The 24,460-nt window shown below is 72.9% G+C and carries 12 protein-coding genes; 5 read left to right on the top strand and 7 right to left on the bottom strand.

Annotated features, from left to right (window positions below; genetic code table 11):
- Positions 1-94 precede the first annotated feature (94 nt).
- Complete coding sequence (locus ACZ48Z_RS23930) at positions 95-7,735, top strand: SDR family NAD(P)-dependent oxidoreductase (protein WP_468737899.1); 7,641 nt, start codon at positions 95-97, stop codon at positions 7,733-7,735.
- A gap of 374 nt (positions 7,736-8,109) precedes the next feature.
- Positions 8,110-9,591 carry a glycoside hydrolase family 3 protein gene (locus tag ACZ48Z_RS23935; RefSeq protein WP_468738045.1) on the top strand — a complete coding sequence of 494 codons (1,482 nt, stop codon included), beginning with the start codon at positions 8,110-8,112 and terminating at the stop codon, positions 9,589-9,591.
- A 118-nt stretch (positions 9,592-9,709) separates the two neighbouring features.
- Here ACZ48Z_RS23935 and ACZ48Z_RS23940 read toward each other — a convergent pair whose 3' ends face one another.
- Positions 9,710-11,005 (bottom strand): glycoside hydrolase 5 family protein, encoded by a 1,296-nt coding sequence (locus ACZ48Z_RS23940; RefSeq protein WP_468737900.1) that lies wholly within the window; start codon positions 11,003-11,005, stop codon positions 9,710-9,712.
- 15 nt (positions 11,006-11,020) lie between these two features.
- Between ACZ48Z_RS23940 and ACZ48Z_RS23945 the strand changes: the two genes are divergently transcribed.
- Both ACZ48Z_RS23945 and ACZ48Z_RS23950 read left to right on the top strand, forming a co-directional pair.
- Positions 11,021-12,088, top strand: a complete 1,068-nt coding sequence (locus ACZ48Z_RS23945) for an N-acetylglucosamine kinase (RefSeq protein ID WP_468737901.1) — start codon at positions 11,021-11,023, stop codon at positions 12,086-12,088.
- Positions 12,085-14,295, top strand: a complete 2,211-nt coding sequence (locus ACZ48Z_RS23950; protein WP_468737902.1) for a glycoside hydrolase family 3 N-terminal domain-containing protein — start codon at positions 12,085-12,087, stop codon at positions 14,293-14,295. The genes ACZ48Z_RS23945 and ACZ48Z_RS23950 overlap by 4 nt, the downstream gene beginning before the upstream one ends.
- Here the strand turns inward: ACZ48Z_RS23950 and ACZ48Z_RS23955 are convergent.
- The 6 genes from ACZ48Z_RS23955 to ACZ48Z_RS23980 form a co-directional block, all read right to left on the bottom strand.
- Positions 14,259-15,134, bottom strand: coding sequence for a carbohydrate ABC transporter permease (locus ACZ48Z_RS23955; RefSeq protein ID WP_468737903.1), 876 nt, complete (start codon positions 15,132-15,134; stop codon positions 14,259-14,261). The two genes, ACZ48Z_RS23950 and ACZ48Z_RS23955, sit on opposite strands and share 37 nt — an antisense overlap.
- Entirely contained in the window at positions 15,131-16,132 is a 1,002-nt protein-coding gene (locus ACZ48Z_RS23960) for a carbohydrate ABC transporter permease (protein ID WP_468738046.1), read from the bottom strand. Before ACZ48Z_RS23960 ends, ACZ48Z_RS23955 begins: the two co-directional genes overlap by 4 nt.
- Positions 16,133-16,149: 17 nt before the next feature.
- Positions 16,150-17,526 carry an extracellular solute-binding protein gene (locus tag ACZ48Z_RS23965; RefSeq protein ID WP_468737904.1) on the bottom strand — a complete coding sequence of 459 codons (1,377 nt, stop codon included), beginning with the start codon at positions 17,524-17,526 and terminating at the stop codon, positions 16,150-16,152.
- 117 nt (positions 17,527-17,643) lie between these two features.
- Complete coding sequence (locus ACZ48Z_RS23970) at positions 17,644-18,306, bottom strand: peptidyl-prolyl cis-trans isomerase (protein WP_468737905.1); 663 nt, start codon at positions 18,304-18,306, stop codon at positions 17,644-17,646.
- The gene (locus ACZ48Z_RS23975) at positions 18,303-22,517 is read right to left on the bottom strand and encodes a glycoside hydrolase family 38 N-terminal domain-containing protein (RefSeq protein WP_468737906.1); all 4,215 of its coding nucleotides are present in this window, start codon (positions 22,515-22,517) and stop codon (positions 18,303-18,305) included. The genes ACZ48Z_RS23970 and ACZ48Z_RS23975 overlap by 4 nt, the downstream gene beginning before the upstream one ends.
- Before the next feature lie 110 nt (positions 22,518-22,627).
- Complete coding sequence (locus ACZ48Z_RS23980) at positions 22,628-23,512, bottom strand: MurR/RpiR family transcriptional regulator (RefSeq protein WP_468737907.1); 885 nt, start codon at positions 23,510-23,512, stop codon at positions 22,628-22,630.
- Positions 23,513-23,631: 119 nt separating this feature from the next.
- On the opposite strand from ACZ48Z_RS23980, the gene ACZ48Z_RS23985 reads away from it, so the two are divergent.
- Positions 23,632-24,396 carry a sugar isomerase domain-containing protein gene (locus tag ACZ48Z_RS23985; RefSeq protein ID WP_468737908.1) on the top strand — a complete coding sequence of 255 codons (765 nt, stop codon included), beginning with the start codon at positions 23,632-23,634 and terminating at the stop codon, positions 24,394-24,396.
- The last annotated feature ends 64 nt before the right edge of the window (positions 24,397-24,460 follow it).

Genomic DNA, 24,460 nt, shown 5'->3' on the forward strand with positions numbered 1-24,460 from the left:
TCCGGGCCGCCGCCGTGGGTGTGCCGCTGAGCCCGCGCGGCACACCCACGCCGAACTCGCGGCGCTGCTCGCCGACTGCGACCCGGACGTACTGGTGGTCGGCCGGCGGCAGTTGGCGCGGATCGCCAGTGTGGTCGGAGAGCGGTCACCGCGACTGGTGGTCACCGGAGAGGGGCCCGCCCCGGAGGGTGTGGAGCACTTCGACGACCTTGTGGCGGACGGCAGTTCACCCGCTCCCCGTGACGACCTCGGTCTGGACGAGCCGGCCTGGCTGCTCTACACCTCCGGCACGTCCGGCACCCCCAGGGCGGCCGTCGCCAGCCAGCGGTCCGCACTGTGGTCGCCGGTCGCCTGCTATGTGCCCCGGCTGGGCCTTTGTGCGGACGACCGGCTGCTGTGGCCGCTGCCGCTCTCGCACACCTACGCCCACTCGCTCTGCGTGCTCGGCACGACCGTGGTGGGAGCGAGCGCGCGGATCACCGCGAACCGCGAACCGGCGGCACTGGTACGGCTGATCGAGCAGTACGAGCCGACCGTCCTGGGCGGAGTGCCGCTCACCTACCAGCAGTTGCTCGACGCCGGACTGGGCGAGGTGCCCTCGCTTCGGGTGTGCGTGACCGCCGGGGCACCGAGCGGCCCGGAGCTGCGGGAGCGGGTCGAGCGGCGCTTCGGGGCGCCGCTGCTCGACGGGTACGGCAGTACCGAGACCTGCGGCAAGATCGCGATGGAGTCGCTGACGGGACCGCGGGTGCGGGGGAGCAGCGGCACCGTGCTGCCCGGCATGGAGGTGCGGCTCGTCGACCCCGGCAGCGGAGCGGAGGTCGTCGGCGCCGAAGGGGAGATCTGGGTGCGCGGGCCGGGCGTCATGCTCGGCTATCACGAGGGGCCCGGTGCTCACGGCGGGGGCGAGGCGGCCCGCGACGGCTGGTACCGCACCGGTGACCTGGGGCGGTTCGGCGAGCACGGGTGCCTCACCGTCACCGGGCGCGCGAACGACCGTATCGTCCGCGGGGGCGAGAACGTCGACCCCGTGGAGGTCGAGCAGGTGCTGTGCGGGCTGCCCGGAGTGCTGGACGCTGCCGTGGTGGCACGGCCGCATCCGCTGCTCGGTGAAGTCCCCGTCGCGTTCGTCGTACCGGGGGAGCCGGCCCTGGACACGGGCGGTCTGCTGCGGGCCTGCGCCGAGGTGCTCTCCGCGCACAAGGTGCCCGACGACATCCTGTTCACCCCGGCCATCCCCCGCACCGCGGCCGGCAAGCCCCGGCGGGCCGTCCTCCGGGAAGGGCTCGCCGCCCGCCCGGCCGAAGAGGCACTCGCGGGCCTCGCCGAGCGGACACCGGGGGAACGACGGGCCGCGCTGACCGAACTGGTGTGTGCGGAGACCGCCGCGATCGGCGGGGCGCTCGCGGCCGGTGGACCTGCGGCCGGCGGACAGGCCGCGGCCTCCACGGCTCCCTCCGCCGGCCGGGCGGCCGTCGGCCGTGAGGCGCCCGTGACCGACGCGGCGGCGATCGACCCCCACGCCGCCTTCGCCGACCTCGGGCTCACCTCCATGGGGGCGATGACCCTGTGGCACCGGCTCGGTCTCCGCACCGGACTGCGGCTGCCCGCCACCCTGGTCTGGGACCACCCGACCCCCGCCGCGGTCGCCGCGCACCTGGACGATCGCCTGTTCGGCGGCACCCGCGCGACGACACTCCCGCCCCGCGGTCCCGCCGCCGAACCGATCGCGATCGTGGCCGTCGGCTGCCGCTACCCGGGCGGGGTGCACTCGCCCGAGGACCTGTGGCGGCTGGTGTCCGACGGCGTCGACGCCACCGGGGAGTTCCCGGCCGACCGCGGCTGGGACGTCGACGCCCTCTACCACCCCGACCCCGACCGGCTCGGGACGACGTACACCCGACGCGGCGGATTCCTCACCGACGCCGCCGACTTCGACCCGTTGTTCTTCGGTATCTCACCGCGCGAGGCCACGGCCACCGACCCGCAGCACCGGCTGCTCCTCGAGGTCGCCTGGGAGACGCTGGAGCGCGCGGGCATCCCCGCGCCCTCGCTGCGCGGCAGCGCCACCGGCGTCTACGTCGGCCTCATGCACGGCGGATACGGCGCCGATATGCCGCCGAACGCGCTGGAGTCGCACCTCGCCGTCGGCTCCTCCGGCAGCGTGGCCTCCGGGCGGATCTCCTACGTCCTTGGCCTGCGCGGACCAGCCCTGACCATCGACACGGCCTGCTCGTCCTCCCTCGTCGCCATGGACCTGGCCGCCACCGCGCTCCGGGCGGGCGAGTGCACGCTCGCGCTGGCAGGCGGGGTGACCGTCCTCACCAGTCCGAAGCCGTTCGTCGCGTTCAGCAGGCAGCGCGGGCTGGCGGCGGACGGGCGCTGCCGGTCGTTCGCGGACGGCGCGGAGGGCACCGCGTGGGCCGAGGGCGTCGGCCTGGTGCTGCTGGAGAAGCTGTCCGACGCCCGTCGCAACGGGCATCCGGTACTGGCCGTGCTGCGCGGCTCCGCCGTCAACCAGGACGGCGCGTCCAACGGACTCACCGCCCCCAACGGCGAGGCCCAACGGGAGCTGATCCGGCTGGCGTTGGCCGACGCCGGACTGGACGCCGCCGACGTCGACGTCGTCGAGGGCCACGGTACCGGGACCGCGCTCGGCGACCCCGTCGAGGCAGGCGCCCTGCTGGCCACCTACGGCCAGGACCGCGACCCGGACGACCCGCTGTGGCTGGGGTCGGTCAAGTCGAACTTCGGGCACACCCAGGCCGCGGCCGGAGTGGCCGGCGTCATCAAGATGATCGAGGCGATGCGCCACGGCGCCCTGCCCAGATCCCTCTACGCCGAGCAGCCGTCACCGCACGTCGACTGGTCCGAGGGAGCGGTACGGCTGCTGGACCGGGGCCGGCCCTGGCCCGCGCGGGACCGGCCGCGCCGGGCGGCGGTCTCGTCGTTCGGGATCGGCGGGACCAACGCGCACGTGATCATCGAGGAACCCCGGCAGCCGCAGGATGCGGTGGAGGACTCCGGGGACGTCCGCTCGGGCCTGCCAGGCACCCTCCCCTGGCTGGTCAGCGGCAGCGACGAGGCCGGACTCCGCGCCCACGCCCGGGAGTTGGCGGTCGCGCTGGCCGACGTGGACGGCGACACGGGCGCCCTGGACGTCGCGTACTCGCTCGCGACCACCAGGGCCGCACTGCCCCGCCGCGCCGCCGTGCTCGCCGCCGACGCCGGTGGACTCCTCGCCGGTCTGCGGGAGTTGGCCGACGGCGACGAAGGTCCCGCGCTGCGCAAGGGCATCGCGCGGGGCAACCCCAAGGTGGCACTGCTCTGTCCGGGCCAGGGTGCGCAGCGGACCGCGATGGGACGAGAACTGGCCGCGGCCCACCCCGTGTTCGACACGGTCTTCACCGAACTGTGCGACCTGTTCACCCCGTTGCTCGACCGCCCCCTGCGCGAGGTGATCGACGACCCCGACAGCGACCTCCTGCACCGCACGGACTACGCCCAACCCGCCCTGTTCGCCTACGAGGTCGCGCTGCACGCCCTGCTCGCCGACTGCGGTGTCCGACCGGACTTCCTGATCGGACACTCCGTCGGCGAGCTGGCCGCCGCCCACATCGCCGGGGTGTTCTCGCGGACCGACGCGGTGCGGCTGGTGGCCGCGCGCGGCCGGCTGATGGCCGAACTGCCCGCGGGCGGCGCGATGACCGCCGTACGGGCGCCGCTGGCCGACGTGGTGAAGTGCCTCGACGAGATGCCCGGCGCCCGCGTCGCCGTCGCGGCGGTCAACGGACCCGAGTCCGTGGTGCTGTCCGGCGACGAAACGGTGGTGACTGCACTGGCCGCCCGACTCGGGCGCACGGCGACCCGGTTGCGGGTCAGCCACGCCTTCCACTCGCCGCTGATCGACCCGATGCTGGACCGGTTCCGGGAGGTCGCCGAGTCGGTGACCTACCACCGGCCGTCCCTGCCGGTGGTGTCGACGCTGACCGGCCGCCCCGAGCCGGACGCCGTCCGGACCACCGAGTACTGGGTACGGCAGGCGCGCGAGACCGTGCGCTTCGCCGACGCGGTGGAGTGGTCGGCGCGGGCGGGAGCGACGGCGTACGTGGAGGCCGGCCCGTCGGCGGCGCTGAGCACGGCGGCCGAGGAGTGCGTCGAACCGGACTCCGGGGCGCTGTTCACCCGCGGCGCCGACACGGCCGTGGCCCTTGCGGAGCTGCATGTGCACGGCGTGCCGGTGGACTGGCGGTCCGTGTACGCCGGTACCGGCGCCCGGCGGCGTCCGCTGCCGACATACCCCTTCCAGCGGCAGCGCTACTGGCTCGACGTCCCTCAGGGGCTCGACGTCCCTCAGGAACATGGCGGCGACGGCCACGGGCTCGTCGGCGAGGGGCAGCCGGACGCCGACGGGCCCGGGACGCGGTACAGCGGTGTGCTGTCCACCGTGCGTCAGCCGTGGCTCGCGGACCATGTGGTCGGCGACCGGGTGCTGGTGCCCGCGACGGTGTACGCCGAACTGGCCCTCCGGGCGGCGACCGGCTCCGCACGGCTGTCCGAACTCGCCTTCCACGAACCGCTGGTGCTGCCCGCGTCCGACGAAGTGCGGATCCAGGTGGTCGCCGACGCCCCGGACCAGGAGGGGGAACGGCGGGTCACGGTGTGGGCCCGGACGGCCGACACGGCGGGACCATGGACCCGGCACGCCACGGCGACGGTCGCCCGGCCGGCCGGGCAGGACGACCGGGACGCATCCGCGGTCGCGGGCGAGGCGGCTCCGTCCGGGCCGTGGCCTCCTGTCGGCGCCGAGGAGGTCGCGGTCGACTATCCGCGGCTCGCCGCCCACGGACACCATTACGGCAGGGCCTTCCGCGCGGTCACCGCGCTGTGGCGGCAAGGCACCGAGATCTTCGCCGAGTTGGCGCTGCAGCCGTCGGAGGCGTCCGACGCCGGCTCCTACGCCCTGCATCCCGCGCTCTTCGACGCGGCACTGCACGCCGCGCTCCTCGCCGAGGGGTCCGGCGCCGGATCGGGTGAGGTACGCGTCCCGCTCGCCTGCACCGGGGTCACCGTGCACGCGACCGGTGCCACCAGGGCGAGGGCGCGTCTGGAACGGCTCGGGCCGGACGAGGTCCGGGTGACGCTGACCGGCACGGACGGACGCCCGCTGGCCGGCGTCGAGTCCCTGGTCACCCGGGTGACGAAGGTCCGGCCAGCGGAGCTGTACAAGGTGACCTGGCGGCCCGCGACGGAAACCGGCCAGGCCGACACCGCGCACGAACTGCTCGACGTGGCAGACCTGTCGGCCGACCCGTCCCCGGACATGCCGGGCCGCGTCCGGGACCTCGTCACGGCCGTGCTCGCCCATGTACGCGACTGGGTCGCCGACGCCCGCCCGGGCCGGCTGCTGGTGCTCACCCACCACGCCACCGGCGACGACCCGGACCCGGCCGAGGCCGCGGTGGCCGGACTCGTGCGCAGCGCCCAGTCCGAGCACCCCGGCCGGATCGTGCAGGTCGACCTCCGCGGCGGTACCGCCACGCCTGCCGCGCTGGAAGCGGCCCTGCGCACCGGAGAACCCCAACTCGCCCTGCACGACGGCACGGTCCTGGTGCCCCGGCTGACCACAGCGGCCTCGGTGCCGGCCGGGCCACTCGCCCTCGACCCCGACGGCACCGTGCTGGTCACCGGCGGCACCGGCGCGCTCGGGGCGAGCCTCGCCCGGTACCTCGTGGCCGAACACGGCGTACGGCACCTGTTGTTGGCGAGCCGCCACGGCCGTACCCCCGACTGGGCGGCCGAACTGCCCGCGCGCGTGCGGGTGGTGGCCTGTGACGTGAGTGACCGGGCCGCCGTCGACGCGCTGGTCGCCTCCTGCGAGCCGCCCCTGACCGCCGTGTTCCATCTGGCCGGAGTGGTGGACGACGGCGTGGTGGACGGGATGACGCCAGAACGGGTCGCCGGGGTGCTGGCGCCCAAGGCCGACGCCGCCTGGCATCTGCACGAGGCGACCGAGGGTCTGGAGCCGGTCGCGTTCGTCCTGTACTCCTCGGTTTCCGGTGTGCTGGGCCGGCCGGGGCAGTCCAACTACGCGGCTGCCAACGGCTTCCTCGACGCGCTGGCCGCCCACCGGGTCGCCCGGGGCCTGCCCGCGCAGTCCCTGGCGTGGGGTCCGTGGACCACCGCGCACGACGAGGGCATGGCGGGCCGGGTCGCTCCGGACCTGCTCGCCGAGGGCGGGGTGCCCGCGGTCACCGAGCAGGAGGGTGTCGAACTGCTGGATGCCGCGCTGCGCACGGCGGAACCGGTGCTGGTAACCGTTCCGTTCGGCCGGGTGACGGCGGGCGGCCCGGCCGTGCCGCCGGTGCTCGGGGACCTGCTTCCGGCGGGCCCGGCCCCGGCGCCCGACGCGTCGGCGGCCCACCAGGCTCCCGGTGCCTGGCGCAAGACGCTCCTGGCCACTCCCGACGCCGACCGCGAGAGCGTGCTGGCCGGTCTGCTGCGGACCGAACTGGCGGCGGTGCTCGGCTTCCCGGACGCGGACGCGTTCCCCGCCGACCGGGAGTTCGGACAGCTCGGCTTCGACTCGCTGACCGCCCTTCAGTTCCGCAACCGGCTCAGCGCGTTCACGCGGGTGCGGCTGGCGCCGTCGGTCGTTTTCGAACACCCCACGCTCAAGGCGCTGGCGGTGCACGTCCTTGCCGCGCTGCGGGACGCGGGCGCGTTGCCGGACACCGGCACGGAGGCCTCGGACGGACCCGGGGTGCCGGCCGGACCCGGGACGCAGGCCGGACCCGGGGTGCCGGCCGCACCGGAGAGCGCCGACCCGGAGGCAGCGGGGCAACTCCCCACCCCTTCCTACGGGTTCAGTGCCGTCTATCACCGTGTCCTGCGCGAGCAGGGTCCGCTGGAAGCGATGACCCTGCGGTACGTGGCCTCGTACGCCCTGCCCTCCTTCACCGCCGCCGACCGCGCCCACCACACCGTCGAGCCCGTCCGGCTCGCCCGTGGCGGCGACGCGGGAGCGGCCGGCGGGCGTACCGCTGCGGCTCTGGTGTACGTCCCCGACTACCTCGCCCCCTTCCACCGCGTGCCCACCGGACTGGCCCGACAGTTCGACGGGGAAAGGGACTTGATCCTGCTGGAGCATCCCGGGTTCGGGGCGCGCAGGGCGGTCCCGGACTCGATGGACACGCTGGTGCGGGCGCATGCCGACGCGGTGCGCGAGATCGCCCGGGGCGGCCCCGTGGTGCTGGTCGGCTACTGCGCGGGCGGGGTGATCGCGCACGAGGTCGCCCGACATCTGGCCGGTGCCGGAGAGCCCACGGCCGGTGCCGTCCTGATCGACTCCCACGCGGGCCTGCTGCGGCGCGGCGACGCACGCGCACTCGCCCTGATGGCCGCGGGGGCCGCCCTGCCGGACGACGTGGTCGAGGAGTTCGACGACTCGCTGCTGATCGCGGGCGGCGGCTATGCGCGCGTGCTGGAGGGATGGGACCCCACAGCGCCCTCCGGACCGTCACCCACCCCGGTCCGTGCCCCCGGCCCTGTGCCCACGCTGCTGCTGCGAGGCCGTCCGACCCCCGAGATGCGGAGCATCGACGCCGACGGGGACTGGCTGCCGCACTGGCCGCTGCCCCACGACAGCGCCGACGTGCCCGGCGACCACTACACCGTCGTCCACCAGGACGCCGGCCCCACCGCCGCGGCGATCCGCGCCTGGCTGACCGTGTGACCCCACGACCCGGCATGACTCCCTTGACCGCGCGCGTCTCCCCCTGCTGACCGCGCGTCTCCCCCTGCCCCCGCACACCTCCTGCGCCGGGAGTGAAGCCGCTGCTGTCCACCAAGCTCGTCGGTGAGACCTTCCGCACCGGCAGAGGCCTCCCGTAGCGGGCCCGCTGCGGCGACCCGCCGGACACCTCCGGCGCGGCCGAGTCCGGGCAACTAACGTTCTCCGGGGACGGGTTGGGCCGGATCGCCGCTCACCGGACCGGACCTCGGGCGTCACCGGCACCGGCGGGTCGGTGCGACTGCGCGTCCCCTCATGTGAATGGTCCAGCCATGGGTGTGTTGACTTTCGGCTGGGTGAGCCAGAGGATTCCAGGAGTGACCCACACCGAGCGCCCGCTTGCCCGCACCGCACTCCCCGTCGACCTCGACGAGGCCGCACACCGCTGTCTCGTCGCCGGGTTCGAAGGGACCACGGCCGTCCCCGACACCCTGAAGCGGCTCATCGACCGCGGGCTCGGCGGGGTCATCCTGTTCACCCGCAACGTGCGCGACGCCGAACAGGTGCGCCGGCTCACCGACACCCTGCGGGCACTGCGCCCTGACCTGCTGGTCGCCATCGACAACGAGGGCGGCGGCATCGGACACCTGGTGGCCGCGGGTGCCCCGGAGGTCCCCGGCTCCTACGCCCTCGGTGTCGTCGACGACCTCGACCTCACCGCCCGCTGCGCCGACGCGCTCGCCGGCCACCTGGCCACGCTGGGCATCACCGCCTCCTACGCCCCCGTCGCCGACATCCAGCGGCAGGCCGACAACCCGATCGTGCGCACCCGCGCCTTCGGCACCGACCCCGACCTGGTCTCCCGGCACCTGGCCGCCTGGATCGCGGCCACCGAGGCACGGGGCGTCGCCTCCTGCGCCAAGCACTTCCCCGGGCACGGCGGCACCGTCACCGACAGCCACCACGAACTCGCCGTGGACCCGCGGCCGTTCGACGAACTCGACCTCGGACCCTTCCGGGCGGCGATCGCCGCGGGGGTGCCGATGCTGATGAGCGCACACGTCGTCTTCCCGGCCCTCGATGCGAACCGCCCTGCGACGCTCAGCCGGCGCATCCTCGGTGACCTGCTGCGGCACGAGCTCGAATTCGACGGGGTGCTGGTCAGCGACGCGCTGGAGATGAAGGCGATCGCCGACCTGTACGGGGAGGCCGCGGGCGCGCGCATCGCCCTGGCCGCCGGGGCGGACCAGGTCATCGTCGCCGTACCGGATCTGGGGGTCAGCCTGGAGTGCCGCGACGCCGTGCTGGAGGCGCTGCGGGACGGGGTGCTGGGCGAGGAACGGGTGCGGGAGGCCGCCCGGCGGGTGCAGCGGTTGGTCGAGCGGTATGCGACACCGGACGCGATGGTCACGGCGTGGGACGCGGAGGCCGGACTGGAGGCGGCCCGGCGTGCCGTACGCGGGCATGCCGTGCCGGAAGCCGTGTCGGGGGCGCATGTCGTGGACCTGTTCCCGGCCCCGCACCCCGCGCTCAACTGGGGCGGGGAGGATCTGCTGACCGAGGTGCTCGCCGTCGACCCGACGGCCACGGGCACGGCGGTCGCCGGGGAGCCGGCCGATCCGGACGGTGTGGTCGAGGAGATCCTGGTCAGGACCGGAGCCGCGCCGCTGGTCGTGGCCACGTGCGATGCCGGTCTGTATCCCTGGCAGGCCCGTGTACGGGACGCGCTCGTGGCCCGGCGGCCGGGGGCGGTGCGGGTTGCCACCGGCCTGCCGGAGGAGAGCGCGATGTTGTGTTCGTACGGGCGCGGGAAGGCCAATCTGCGGGCGATGGCAGAGGTGTTGGGCGCCAGGCCGTAGGTGCGGCTGCGGAGCCTTGTCGCGCTCCCCGGGGGGCAGGGGACGAGCGTGAAACTCGCCCGGTGGGCGTAGCCCGGCAGCCGGTGCCCCGTCGCCCTCACGACCTCCGCACGACCTTCTACATGAGCTTGTGGATTCCGCGGGCGGCGAGGTACCCGGCGTCCTTCGCCCGTTCCGCCAGTACCACCGCGGGGCGGACGCCCTGCCGGCGCAGGCCCATCCACTCCTCGAAGTACGCCCCGCCCGGGCCCGACACCGACCGGGTGGACGCGGTGCAGTCCAGGACCAGGGCCGTGTCGCGGGGCTCGGGCAGCGCGGGGCCCGTCCGCAGCTCCGCCACCGTCGCCGCCACGGCCTCCGCGATCGGTTTCCGCCTGCCCTGCGCGTCGAACAGCCCCAGCGTGTACTCCAGTTCCGGGAAGTCGGACAGGGCCCGGTCCACGTCGTGGGAGCACCACCACGTCACGCCCCACAGGTTCTGGCACCCCGACGCGTTGAGGATCGTCTCGCGGGCGAAGTGGGGGGCGTCGGCGGCCGGGATGTGGGGCTCGGGGGCGCCCGTCTCCTGGATCCACACCGGGCGGGACGGATCCTCGGCGTAGGCCTTGGCCAGTTCCGTGCCGTACTCGGCGAGGTGCAGGACCTCGGGGGAGCGCGGGCCGTACAGCTGGGCGCAGCCGCCGGAGAAGACCCACGGGTGGACGGTGGTGAGGTCGCCCTTGCGGGCCGAGGCCTCCGGGGTGAAGGGGTGGTCGTCGCCGTACCAGGCCGCGTCGTACGCCGAGTGTGTGACCAGGCCGGCCGGGCCCAGGCCGGCACGCGCGGCGGCCAGCAGCGAGTCCAGGTAGTGGTCGACCTCGCCGGCCGTCGCCGGGTTGTGCTCGATGAGGTTGTTGAGCTCGTTGCCCAGCTGGAGACCGATGAGGTTCGGGTGGCCGGCGAGGGCGCGGCCGAGCGTGCGGAGCAGGTCCGCCTGGGCCGAGATGGCCTCCGGGTCGGTGAAGACGTTGCGGTGGTGCCAGCTGCGGGTCCACTCCGGGTAGAAGTCGAAGCTCGACAGGTGGCCCTGCACGCCGTCCACCATGACGTCGAGGCCCGCCTCGGCCGCCAGGTGGACCAGCCGCGCCAGCTGGTCGACGGCGGCGGTGCGGATCAGCGTGCGGTTGGGCTGGAGGAGCGGCCAGAGGTGGAAGACCCGGATGTGGTCGAGGCCCAGCCCGGCTATCTGGGCGAGATCCTCGCGGGTGCGGCCGGGATCGAAGTCGTGCCAGGCGTGGAACCAGCCGTGGCGGGGCGTGTAGTTGACGCCGAAGCGGAGCGTGGGAATGGGATCCTCCTCGGGTTCGGCCCGGTCCGACCTCGGTCCGCGGCTGTTCTGCCCTGGTCCTGCTCTTGTCCTGGGCGAATGTATCAATCACCATAGTCATCGATGGGTAATTATTTGAACCACGAATCGGGCGGCCTGGTCATCGGCCTCGACGCCGGCGGCACCCGCACCCGCGCGGTCCTCGCCGACGCCGCCGACGGCCGGGTGCTGGACGAGTCCGCAGGCGGCCCCGGCAACGCCCTCACCGTGCCCCTCCCGCAGCTCACCGAGCACCTCACCGAAGCGCTCGCCCAGGTGGTCCCCGAGCCGGTGCGCGCCCGGGTCGTCGCCGTGACCGGCGGTTTCGCGGGCGCCACGGCCGCCTCCGCGCAGGACCCCGGCACCGTCCGGGCCCGCACCGCCCTCACCGAGGCCCTGCGCCGCCTCGGCGTCCCGGCCGTCCCGGTCGGCGTGTGCAGCGACATCGAGGCGGCCTTCGCCTCGGCCCCCGGCACCCCGGCCGACGGCCTCGCCCTGGTCGCGGGCACCGGCGCGGTCGCCATGCGCATCACCGGCCGGCACGCCACGACCACCGTGGACGGCGACGGCTGGCTCCTCGGCGACGAGGGCAGCGGCTTCTGGATCGGCCGCAGCGCGGTACGCGCCGCCCTGCGCATGGCCGACGGCCGCGGCCGCGCGACCATCCTCGCCGGCTGGGTCGGCCGCACCCTCGGCCTGCCCGTCGACGTCCTCCCCACATGCGGAATCCCGTCGTACGACCACGGCGGCACCGTCACGCCGAGCGACACCGCCCCCCACCTCACCGGGGTCCCCGGCTGGTCACGCGCCCGGCGTGAGGACTTCCGCCGCCATCTGCTGCCCGCCGTGATGGCGGATCCGCCGATCCGGCTGGCGCGTTTCGCCCCGCTGGTCGCCGAGGCGGCCGCCGAGAAGGACGCCGTGGCCCAGGAGATCCTCGGCGAGGCGGCCGGCCATCTGCTGGACACCGTACGGGCGCTGGACCCGAGCCCCGGTGAGCGGATCGTCGCCACGGGCGGGCTCCTCGGACCCGAGGGCCCGCTCACGGCCCCGCTGACCGAAGGGCTCCACGCGCACGGGCTCAGCCTCGACTGGGTGGCCGACGGGTGTCCCGGCGCGGTCGCTCTCGCCCGTCTGGCGCACCGGTCATGAGTGACGCCGTGTACCGCGATCCCACCGCCGCCGTCGACGCCCGGGTGAGCGACCTCCTCGCCCGGATGACCCTGCGGGAGAAGGTCGGCCAGCTCAACCAGCGGATGTACGGCTGGGACGCCTACCGCCGCACCCCCGACGGTGGCTTCGAACTCACCGACGCGCTGCGCGCCGAGACCGACCGTTTCGAGGGGCTCGGCGCCCTGTACGGCCTCCAGCGCGCCGACGCCTGGTCCGGCGTGACGCACGGGAGCGGACCCGGCGCCGAGGACGGAACCGCGCTCGCCGAGCTGGTGCAGCGGCATGTCGTGGACCGGAGCAGGCTCGGCATCCCCGCACTGTTCGTCGAGGAGGTCCCGCACGGCCTCATGGCCCTCGACGGCACGGTCCTGCCCGTCAACCTGGCGATCGGCGCCAGCTGGGACCCCGACCTGTACGAACGTGCCGCCGCCCACGCCGCCGCCGAACTGCGCGCCCGCGGCGGCCACGTGGCCCTCGTCTCCGCCCTCGACATCGCCCGCGACCCGCGCTGGGGCCGCACCGAGGAGTGCTTCGGCGAGGACCCCCACCTGGCCGCCCGGCTGACCCGGGCGCTGGTGCGGGGCATGCAGGGCCCGGACGCCGAGTTCGCCCCCGACAAGGCCCCTGTCGTCCTCAAGCACTTCGCAGGCCAGGGCGCCACCGTCGGCGGCCGCAACTCCGCCGAGTCCGAACTGGGCTGGCGTGAGCTGAGCGAGATCCACCTCCCCGCCGCCCGGGCCGGGGTCCGCGCGGGCGCCGCCGCCGTCATGGCCGCGTACAACGAGGTCGACGGGATGCCCTGCTCCGGCAACCGCGCCCTGCTCACCGGCCTGTTGCGCGAGGACTGGGGCTTCGAAGGGCTCGTCATGGCGGACGGCCTCGCCGTCGACCGGCTGGCCCGCATCACCGGCGACAAGGTCTCAGCGGGCGCCCTCGCCCTCAACTCCGGTGTGGACCTGAGCCTTTGGGACGAGGGCTTCACACATCTGGAGGAGGCGGTCGAGCGCGGTCTGGTGAGCGAGAAGACCCTCGACGCCGCCGTCGCCCGCGTCCTGCGGCTCAAGTTCCGCCTGGGGCTGTTCGACGGACGCCGGCCGGCCGCGACCGCGCCGACCGGCAGCGGGGACCTCAGCAGGGCACTCGCCCGGGCCGCCGTGACACTCCTGCGCAACGACGGCATCCTGCCCGTCGGCGAGAACGTGGCCCGCATCGCCGTCATCGGCCCCCAGTCCGCCACCACCGCCCACCAGTCGGGCGACTACACGGCTCCCCAGCGCCCCGGCACCGGAAGCAGCGTCCTCGACGCCCTGCGGCGGCTCGCACCGCCCGGCACCGACATCCGCCACGCCCGCGGCTGCGCCCTCACCGGCGACGACCTCTCCGGGATCCCCGGGGCCGTTGCCGCGGCCGCCGCCTGCGACCTGGCCGTCCTGGTGCTGGGCGGCAGCAGCGCCCGTACCCCCGAGACCGAGTTCGACACCAACGGGGCCGCGCTGTCGGCCGTGTCCGAGATGACCTGCGGCGAGGGCGTCGACCTGGCAGGGCTGCGGCTCGGCAGGGCCCAGTACGCGCTCCTGGACGCCGTCGTCGCGACGGGCACGCCCACGGCCGTCGTCCTGGTCCAGGGCCGCCCGCATGTCGTGCCCGACACCGCGGGCGCGCTGCTCACCGCCTGGTACCCGGGCCCGTGGGGCGGCGAGGCGATCGCCGAGATCCTGCTCGGGCTCGCGGAACCGGCCGGCCGGCTGCCCGTGTCCGTCCCCCGTTCGGCGGCCCAGCTCCCCGTCTACTACAACCACAAGGACACCGAGTACGGCGGATACGCCGACGAGAGCGCCGAGCCGCGGTACTCCTTCGGGCACGGTCTTTCGTACACGAGTTTCGCGTACGGCGAGCCCACGACCGACGGCGCGACGGTCACCGTCGACGTCACCAACACCGGTGCCCGGTACGGGCGTTCGGTCGTCCAGGTGTATCTGCGTCGCCTGATCGCCGCCACCTGGCCGCGCACCCTCGAACTGTGCGCGTTCGAGGGTGTCGGTTTGGCGCCGGGCGAGCGCCGTACGGTCACGCTGCCCCTGGAGGGCATCGGCGGCACGGTCGAGATCAGGGTCGCCGCGTCGGCCCGCGAGGCGCTCGACGTACGGGGTCAGAGTTTGACGGCCCCCGACGACACGCCCTTGTAGAACCACCGCTGAGTGATCACGAACAGCAGCAGCACCGGGACCACCGAGATCACCGAACCGGCCATGACCATCCGCTGGTCGTAGCCGAACGACGAGCTCTGCAGCCGCGAAAGCCCCAGCGTCAGTGTCATGTTGCTCTCGGAGCGCAGCACGATCAGCGGCCACAGGAAGTCGTCCCAGGCACTGATGAACGTGTTGATGACGACCACGAGGATCGCGCCCCACGCGGACGGCAGATACAGGTACCGGAAGCGCTGCCACTCGTTGGCGCCGTCGAGCATGGCCGAGTCCTCGATCTCGCGCGGGACCGCGAGGAACGCGCCGCGCATGAGGAGGACGTTGATGGCGCCGACGAAGCCGGGCAGCCACACACCGGCCAGGTGGTCGACCAGGCCCAGGTCGCGGATGCTGATGAACAGCGACACCATGATCGACTCGAACGGGAACATCATCGAGGCGACCAGCACCACCCAGACCGACTTGCGGCCCTTCCAGGCGGGCTTGGAGAGCATGTAGCCGGCGGTGGTGGAGAAGACCAGCTGGCTGGTGATCGACAGGGCGACCACGATCAGGCTGTTCTTGATGTACGACCACACCGGCACCTGGTCGAAGACCGTCCGGTAGGCGCGCAGCGTCGGGTGGTGCGGCAGCAGGGTGGCGTCCGCGCCGAAGACGTCCTCGCTCGTGCCCTTCAGGGAGGCCAGCAGCTGCCACAGCAGCGGGCCCACGGTGAGGCCGAGCACCAGGAAGAGCAGCAGATAGCGGACGACGAGCTCGCGCGGGCGGCCGTAGTCACGCCAGCGCGGCACCACGCGGCGCTTGTCCAGAGCCGTGCTCATGCCTCGTCCTCCTTGGTCAGACGCTGCGCCAGCAGGGTCAGCCCCAGCGTGAGCGCGAACAGGGCCACGCTGACGGCCGAGCCGTATCCCGCGTTGCCGGTGATCGGGTCCAGGCCCACGTCCCGGATGTAGAACGGCAGGGTGCGGTCGGCGCCGCCGGGGCCGCCGGTGGAGCTGCCGAGCATGTAGATCTCGGTGAAGACCCTGAGCGAGCCGATGCCGGTGAGGGTGCCGACGAGCATCATGGCCTGCCGTACACCGGGGACCGTGATGTGCCAGAAGCGGCGCACGGCACCGGCGCCGTCCATCTGCGCTGCCTCGTGCAGTTCCTTGGGCACGTTCCCGAGGGCGGCCAGGTAGAACACCATGTACCAGCCGAGGCCCTTCCACAGGGTCAGGCCCATCGCGGACAGCAGGATCAGCCAGGAGTCCGAGAGGAACGGGATCGCCGACCTGATCAAGTGGGCTTTCTGGAGCCAGGTGTTGACCAGTCCGTCGTCCGCGAGCAGCCACTGCCAGCTCAGGCCCACGACCACGCTGGAGGCGAGCACCGGGGTGTAGAAGGCGGAGCGGAAGAAGCCGATGCCGGGCAGGTTCTTCTCCACCAGGACGGCCAGCATCAGCGGCAGCAGCACCATCAGCGGCACGACGATCAGCGCGTACAGGACGCTGTTGCGGGTGGCGAGCCAGAAGTCGTCGTCCTGGAGCATCCGCGTGTAGTTGTCGAGTCCGACGAAACCCGCGGTGCCGCCCAGCGGCTTGGCGTTGGTGAACGACAGCAGGACCGTGTTGAGGAACGGGAACACCCCGAAGATGACCGCGCACGCTATCGCGGGGGCGGTCCACAGCCACGGCAGCCACCAACGGCGGTACATGGCCGCGCCGTTGGCCCCGGGAGCGGGACCGGGCAGCGCGGCCCTGGCGAGTCGGCGGAGGCGGGAGGGGCCCGGGCCCGGCGTGGGGGTCGGGGACTCCGCCACGCCGGACGCCGGCTTCATGGTCTGTGCCGTCACCGTCAGCTGCCCTGCTTCAGCAGCTCGTTCGACTTCTCCTGGGCGTCCTTCACGGCATCCGCCGCGCTCTTCTTGCCCTGCATGGCCAGCTGCACCTGGGACACGATGGCGTTCTGCACGGCCGGGGAGAGGCTGGTCTGGTTGGTGGAGGCCGTCTTGAGCTGGTCGGCGACGAGCTTGCGGGCCTGTGAGAACGGGTCGCTGCCGGTGACGTTCTGGAAGAACGGGTCGTTCAGCGACTCGGTGGTGGTCGGGAAGATCACCACGTCCGGGTCCTTGCACCAGGCCGTCTGGTTCTCGGCGTTGGTGAGGAACTCCGCGAACGACAGGGCGACCGGCGCGTGCTTGCTGGTCGCGGCGACCGAGATGTACTGCGGGGCACCGGCGGAGGCGCGGCCGAGCGCGTCGTAGGGCTGCTGGCCGACGGCCGTCTTGTCGTAGACGGACGGGCTGTTCTGCTTCACGAACCGCACGAAGCTCGGGTTCGTCGAGCCGTACGCGACCTTGCCCTGGCTGTACAGCGTGGACGGGTCGTTGCTGGAGGACAGGGAATCCTTCGGCATCGCGCCCTCCTTGTACAGCTTCGCCATCCACGCCACCCACTGGGTGGTGCGCGGGTCGTCGCCGAAGACGGCGGACTTGCCGTCGGGGGAGAGGACCTTGATGCCCATCTGGTCGAAGTCGGCGGGGATGCGCCAGATCGGGTTGGCCATCGTCGCGAAGTACTTGCCGTCGGCGGCCTTTGCGACCTTCTCGTAGTCGGCGAAGAGCCCGAAGATGCTGGTCGGCGGCTTCGCCGGGTCGACACCCGCCTTGTCGAGGAGGTCCTTGTTGTATGTCAGGAGGACACCGCCGGTGTACCAGGGCAGCGTGGTGTGGATCGACTTGCCGGAGGCGTCGGCGAAGGTGGCGGTCTTCCAGAACGACGGGACGAAGGGCTTGACGGCGCCCGGGTCCTTGGTGCCGATGTCGAGCAGGTAGCCGGCCTTGGTGAGGGCGGTCGCCGTCGGCGCGTTGACGTTGATGACGTCGGCCATCGTGCAGGCCTGGGCGTCGGCGACGGTCCGGCTGGTGAAGGTGTTGTCACCCGGGTCGTCGATCCACTTGACCTTGGTGCCGGGGTGGGCCTTCTCGAAGTCGCTGATCACTCCGTTGAAGAAGTCCCCGAAGTCTTTCTTCAGGTTGGTGGTCTGGAAGGTGATGTTGCCTTTGACCTCACCGGTGAGCTTGCCCGACCCGACGTTGCCCTTGTCGACCTTGCAGCCGCCGGCGGTGGCGTCACCGCTGTCGGATCCGCCCCCGGACAGGCCACAGCCCGCGGCCGTCAGCGACAGGGCGGCGATACAGGTCAGGGTGCGGGTCAGTCTCTTTGCGCGCATGTGATGCCCTCCACGGCTGGTTCAATGAACCAACTCCGACTCCGATTGATGAAAAGGTGGACCAGAATTCATCGGAGGTCAATGGTTTCCCGTGTTGCGTTTAGGTTCCGTACGAGATCAGTGACGGTGTTCGTGGTCCGGGTGCGAGGGGTCGCCGGGGTGTTCGTGCCCGTGGGAGTAGGTCACGTGGCTGCGGGCCTGGTCCAGCCAACCGAAGAAGGCCTGGCGGCCGGCCGCACGGTGGAGTTCACGTGAGATGCCCTCGCGGACCGCCTCGTACGGCAGTACGTCCTCCGGGGCCGCCCCGTCGAAGGGGGTGACGCCTCGCCTCAACGCCGCCGGGGTGAGGAAGCGGTCCTGGTTGCGGTCGTAGTAGTCCCGTACGGCGGTCTCCGGGACCCTCTGCTCGGCTTCCAGGGCGGCGAGGAGAGTGCGGGCGGCGGGGGAGTGGGCCAGCGCCGCGGCGACGATGCTGCCGAGGTCTGCCACGTCTGTCTCGGCGACGGCCAGGACGGAGGCGGGTGACACCTCTTCCGGTACGTCCAGGCCCCGGTCGGCGCAGGCCCTTCGGGCGAGTTCGTCGGTGACGATCACTTGTGTGGCCCAGCGGCGGCGTTGTCTCGCGACGGAGGGTGCCTCGGGGGGTCGTCGGGCGGGTGCGGGTTCGTCGTGGCTGGTCGCGCCGTTCCCCGCGCCCCCAGGGGGTGTTCCCAGGAAGGAGTTCACCCGTTCTGCCGGGATCGGGTCGCCGTCTATCAGTGCGGCGTGTTCGGGCGTCACGGAGTCACCTCCAGGGGGATCGCCCTCGTGTACCCGACGTGGCCGTTCCACGCGGCCTTCGCCATCAGCCAGTAGGAGCCCGGTGGGATCAGTGAGCCGTCCACCTCGATGACGGACTCCAGCCGCTCGCCGCCCGGCACCGTGAAGCCCTGGAGGCCCGGGCCGACGCCCGGCCATGTGCCCCAGGACGACACCGCCCACAGCTGTCCGCCGACCGGGCCCCGCGTGGTGTTCCGCAGGCTCACCGGAACCTGAGCCCGCTCACCCCTGCGTACGGTGACCCGGTCGGCGTCCAGCTCGCACGTCAGCCCCTGCCCGGCGGGCGGACCGCCCGGCACGTCGAGGCCGACGACGTCCTCGTAGGTCTGGCCGCCGTACGACAGCCTCGCCGTGAGCCAGTGCCGTCCCGGCGCGGCGTCCGGCGGCGGTGTCACCGTCACCTCGGCCAGCGAGAACCCGCCGGGGGCGAGCGCGTACGGCAGTTCGGCGGGCTCGGCGGACCAGCCGGGCGGTACCTCGAAGACCACCGTGCCGGCCGCCGACGTGTCGGTGAGTTCGGAGCCGACCCGGACGGTCGCGGTGACGGGGCCGGTGGCGGTGAGGGCGGTGGGGGAGACGTAGACGGACACAGGCATGTTGCCGCGTGGGGCCGGGCCGGAGTTGTGGAGCCAGTACCGGGTGTGGACGGGCTGCGCGGGCTCGTGGGCGGCGACGCCGGGGTCGGTCGTCGGCTCGGGCGCCTGCGGGGGCGTGGCCAGGAGGGTGGCCACCTCGAAGCCGGTCAGAGCCGTCTCCAGGGTCCCCTCGCCGTCGGGTGCCAGTGACTCCCCGGGCCGTTCCAGTACGTCCGCGCGGGCGCCCTCCGTCCACGCGACCGGTCCGCGCACCCGGGCCCGTACCGGGCGTCCGTTCACCTCGTGCACCCGGACCACGACCCCGCGCCCCGGATCCACGGGTGCCGCGCTGCCCCGGGCCAGCGGGGAGCCCAGCGGCTTGAGGGCGTCGAGGATCACCTCGCGGGCCGGCTCCACCTCCAGCAGGGAGGTCTTCCTGGGGAGCAGCGGGGTCCCACCGTCGCCGCGCACCCGGGCGGTGAGCGGGTGGTTGAACTCGTGTCCCCGGGCCGGGAGTTCGAGGTCCCGCCAGTCACCGGCGCCCGCGACGACGGCGTACTCGAAGGTGTGCGACCAGTGTTGGAGCTGGAAGCCCGCCCCGTCGGGGGTGGTACGGCGGGGCGGGTCGACCCAGACGCCGGACGGCCAGCCGGTGCAGGAGCGCATCAGGGACATGTAGAGGTCGCCGGAGGTCGTGACCACGCAGCCGGGTGTGCCGCGGTTCAGGACGGCGAAGCCGCGCCCGTCCCAGGCGTCGCCCGGCGGCAGCGCCTCGCCGCCGCCGGCCGCGGTGGCCGTGACGGTGAAGTCGTCCAGGTCCGCGATCAGGGTGTCGACCGCCTTCGCGTCGCCCGAGGGGTCGGCGCCCGCGATCACCAGCAGCGGCAGCCGTTCCAGGTCGCGCAGGTCGGCGCCGGGCACCCACTCCTCGCGCAGGGAGGCGCGCGGTGCGACCCAGACGGCCGCCACGCCCCGTTCGGCGACCTGTCGGCGCACCTCGCGGTCGGCGGCCGGGTCCATGGCGAGGGCCTCGGCGACCAGGGTGTTGCGCTCGGGACCGCCGACGGCGATCCGGATGTCGGGGAGGTTGGAGTCGATCTCCAGGTCGCCGTAGCGGGGGCCGCCCGCGATGGTCGAGGTCGCGGTGACACCCGAGCGGACGAGGGCCGCCGCGAGGGGGGCGCCCAGCTCACCGGCCTCCTCCCAGTCGGCGTACACCAACTCGGCGACTCCGAAGGCCCGTTGGCCGAGCAGGGTGCCGGAGTCGTCCTTGAGCGCGACCCGTGCCGTGGACCCCAGCCCGAACCAGGTGTGGGCCGGGTTGTCGAGCGTCCACGGGAACTGCTCGCTGTCCACGTCGACGAACCCGAACCCGCGCCCGATCACGGCGTCCGCGACCTCGTGCACGGGCAGCCCGCCCCGTACGTCGCAGGGCCAGCGGACCCGGATGAGGCGGTCGGCGCCGTCGTAGCCGTCGACGGTGGTGGAGAGGTCGAGCCGGTCGACGCCCCGCCACAGGGTCAGCCGCTGGGTGCAGGTGAAGAGACCGAGGTCGGCGCGGACGGTGATGCGTGAACCCGCCGGGGAGTGCTCGACATCGATCTCCGCCGGTACGTCACCGCTGCGGGCGGCGGTCGTTCCGGTCGGGGTGAGGTGCCAGGGGCCCTCGCCGAAGCGGGGGTGTCTCGCGAACTCCTCCTGGACGACGATCTCGTTGCCGATGTCACCGGCGGGCAGGAGGTCCCGGCCGCCCTCCGCGAGCGCGCGCAGACCGCTCACGGCGCCGCCGCGCGCGGGGTCGACCGTCACCTCGTAGAACTCGTTGCGGATGGTCGCACCCTCGCCGGGCGTCCACCGGGGGACGGAACCGGCCGCGAGGGGCAGGGTCTTCAGCCCCAGACCCGGTACCTCCGGTACGACGACCGTGAGTCTGCCGTCCTCCTCGCGTACGGCGGGCAGCGGCTGGAAGTCGTCGCCGACGGGCACCAGGCCCGGGTCGTCGACGGTGAGCACGTCCTGCCGCTGCCAGGTCGAGGAGTTGAAGACCACCAGATCGGGTCCGGTGCCCGGCTCCACCCGGTCGGCCAGGGCCTTCGTCGCGTCGGCGTGCACGGTCTCGGCCAGGTCGACGAGCTCCCGCCAGCCGGTGAGCAGGTCGATGTACACCTGGTCCGACTCGGAACCGGTGATGGCGTCGTGGTGGGCGCCGTAGACGAGCTGCCGCCAGGCCTTGTCGAGGGCCGCGTCCGGATAGGCGTGACCGGTGACGAGCGAGGCGAGCGTCGCCCAGGCCTCCGCGTCGGCGAGCAGGGTCTCGCCGTAGCGCTGGGCCTGCTTGGTGTCGATGTAGGAGACGTCCTTGCCGGTGTAGACCGGGTTCATGTCCCGGGTCTGCGGCGAGGCCTTGCGGCCCTCGGCGTCCAACTCCGCGCGCACGGCGGCGAAGAAGTCCCGAGGGATGCCGGAGACGAACCGCGGCCAGACGTAACGGGCGTTCCAGTCCCGGTGGATGTCCATCACCCAGCGGCACGGCGGCGCGTAGTCCCCGCCGACCGGGAGCAGCACGTTGCGCGTGAGGGCGACCTTCTTGAGCCCCTGGAACAGCTTGAACGCCTCGGCCTCCGCCTCGGACAGCGTCGGCGCGTTGTCGATCCGCCAGCCGGCGCCGTAGTGGTTGACCATGTACGCGGTGAGGATCCCGCGCCCCGAGGGGGCGATCCAGTCGAACTCGGCCGGGAACTGCATCCGTTGCGGATCCCGCGGCTCCTCGCCGAACACGGAGAGCGTGGGCCCCCACTGGTGGAAGGGCCCGCGCGCCCACGAGCTGGAGGTCACCCCGGCATCGGCCATCAGCCCGGGGAACTGCGGGTCGTGCCCGAACGCGTCCAGCTGCCAGGCGGTCTGAGGGGACGCCCCGAGGATCGCGCGCTGGTACCCGTCGCCGTACAGCGCGTTGCGTACGGTCGCCTCGGCGCCGGTGAGGTTGGTGTTCGGCTCGTTGTAGGTGCCGCCCATGATCTCGACACGGCCGGTGCGGATCAGCTCGCGCAGGAAGCCCCGCTCCTCCGGGAAGGCGTTCCAGTACGGCTTGAGGTAGTCGATCTCCGCCAGTACGAAGGTGTATGCCGGGTCGCGCCGGGCCAGGTCGGAGTGGGCCCGGACCAGGCTCATGCCCGACTGGCCGCGTGAGTCGAAGGTGCGGGCCGGCAGGCCGGTGCCGGCCGGGTCGTCGGCGACGTCCCAGGTCTCGGTGTAGGCGCCCTGGGTGTTCCACCAGACGGGGTCGTAGTGGAAGTGGCTGACCATGAACATGGTCCAGCCGGGCTCGGCGACCGTGAACTCGCCGGTGCCGCTCGCGGTCTCGTCGCCGTCGGCCGCGGTGACCGTGATCGGTCCGCCGGTGCCGGTCACCGGTATCTCGGCGCGTACGGTGCCGTCCTCGCCGACGGTGACCACCGTCTCCCCGACGCCGCGTCCCTCGACGGTGACGCGGACGGAGCGGCCCGGGAGGTGCTCGATGCCGGCCGCCACCACCTGGAGCGGCTGCTCGGGGGTGCCGACGAACAACTCGGTCGACTCAACGGAGATGACGCGCATGGGGCTCCTACGAGATGGCTCGGGGGAGCCCCATCCTGGCACCGAAGGGATGATTCAAACAACCATCCTCGCGTTATCTCGGTGGTTCATCCATGCATGATCGGACACGGTCAACGCGAGCGGCGTGCCTTCACCGCGTGCTGCGGGGTGATGTGGTCGGTGAGGGCGAGCGAGGAGCTGGCGCGCTGGTAGGCGAGCTGGCCGACCCGGACGTAGAGGCAGTCCACGATCATCAGGACGGAGTGCCGGCCGCCGATGCTGCCGGTGCGGAAACTGGTCTCCGAGGCCGCGGAGATGAGCCGGACGTCGGCTGCCCTGGCCAGCGGGGAACGCGGGTCCGTGGTGATGGCGACCGTGGTCGCGCCCCGCTCCTTGGCCATCTCGAAGGGTTCGAGGGTCTCGCGGGTCGCACCGGAGTGGGAGATGCCGATGGCCACGTCGGCCGGGGTGAGCAGGGCCGCGGAGGTGGCCGCGCCGTGCACCTCGGTCCAGCCGCGCACCTGGCAGCCGATACGGAACAGCCGTGTCTCCGTCTCCTGTGCCACCGCGCCGCTGCCGCCCACGCCGTACACGTCGATACGGCGGGCCTTGGCCAGGGACTGGGCCGCGCGCTCCAGGGCGTCGAGGTCGATGCGCTCGATGGTCTGCTGGATCGCCCGCAGGTCCGCGCTGCCGACCACCTGGACGACCCGCTCCAGACTGTCGTCCGGCGAGATGTCGGGGCCGATCTCGGCCGAGCCCCAGTCGGAGACCTCGCCGCGGCCGCGCTCCTGGGCCAGCTCGATCAGCAGATGCTGGTAGGAGTCCAGGCCGATGGCCCGGCAGAATCGGGTCACCGTGGCCTGCGAGGTGCCGGTGCGGCGGCCCAGCTCGGCGGCCGAGCAGTGGGTGACGGCGGCCGGATCCTCCAGGATCAGCTCGCCGACCTTCCGCAGTGAACCGGCCAGCCGGGGCAGTTCGGTGCGGATCAGGGTCGTGACGTCGGTCGGAGGCATGCAAGGAAGGTATCAGCCACCCTTTCGGCCACTGATTGAATACCAGGACCGCTCTATGGTTTATTGATTCACCGTTTGGTGATTGTATGGTGGTTCAATCCATCAGTGGGGAGTGTTGCGTGTCCGTCGAGTCAGTCAGCGCCCAGGGCTTCGCCGAACAGAGCCTGGACGTCCTCCGTCACGTCACCGAGGCCGCCCGCGAGGACGTACGCCGCGCCGCCGGGCTGATCGCCGACTGCATCCGCGCCGACGGCGTGATCCACGCCTTCGGTACCGGCCACTCCCAGGCGATGGTCCTGGAGGTCGCGGGCCGGGCGGGTGGCCTGGTGCCCACGAACCGGCTCCAGATGTCCGACCTCGTCCTCTACGGCGGTGACGCACCGAGCGTCCTCGACGACCCGCTCCTCGAACGCGAGCCGGGAGTGGCGGTCCGTCTCTACGACCTGGCCGCCCCGAACACCCAGGATCTCTTCGTCATCATCTCCAACTCCGGAGTCAACAGCGTCATCGTGGAGATGGCCCTGCACGCCAAGGAGCAGGGGCACAGGATCCTCGCGATCACGTCTCTCACCCACACGGCGGCCGTGCCGGCCGGGCACGCGAGCGGGAAGAAGCTCGTGGACCTGGCGGATGTCGTGCTGGACAACGCGGCGCCGGTCGGGGACGCGTTGCTGTCGTTGCCGGGGGGTGGGGCGGTGGGGGCGCTGTCCACGCTGACCGGGGTGATGCTGGTGCAGATGGCGGTGGCGGAGGCCTCGGGGTTGTTGCTCGCCTCGGGGGAGCGGCCGCCGGTTTATGTGTCGGCCAACGTGCCCGGTGGGTTCGAGGGGAACCTGGAGTTGGAGAAGCGGTATGCGGGGCGGGTTCGGCGTACGGCCACGTAGGGGTTTCTGGGGTTTTTGGGGTATCGCGGGGAGCTGCGGGCCGGTGGGGGCCGGTCGCGCAGTT

The organism is Streptomyces sp. NPDC031225 (assembly GCF_055570355.1).

Coding starts and splice junctions, on each gene's coding strand:
- ACZ48Z_RS23945 (WP_468737901.1), top strand. CDS start 11,021: ATGGGTAATTATTTGAACCACGAATCGGGCGGCCTGGTCATCGGCCTC.
- ACZ48Z_RS23955 (WP_468737903.1), bottom strand. CDS start 15,134: ATGAGCACGGCTCTGGACAAGCGCCGCGTGGTGCCGCGCTGGCGTGAC.
- ACZ48Z_RS23960 (WP_468738046.1), bottom strand. CDS start 16,132: ATGAAGCCGGCGTCCGGCGTGGCGGAGTCCCCGACCCCCACGCCGGGC.
- ACZ48Z_RS23950 (WP_468737902.1), top strand. CDS start 12,085: ATGAGTGACGCCGTGTACCGCGATCCCACCGCCGCCGTCGACGCCCGG.
- ACZ48Z_RS23975 (WP_468737906.1), bottom strand. CDS start 22,517: ATGCGCGTCATCTCCGTTGAGTCGACCGAGTTGTTCGTCGGCACCCCC.
- ACZ48Z_RS23965 (WP_468737904.1), bottom strand. CDS start 17,526: ATGCGCGCAAAGAGACTGACCCGCACCCTGACCTGTATCGCCGCCCTG.
- ACZ48Z_RS23980 (WP_468737907.1), bottom strand. CDS start 23,512: ATGCCTCCGACCGACGTCACGACCCTGATCCGCACCGAACTGCCCCGG.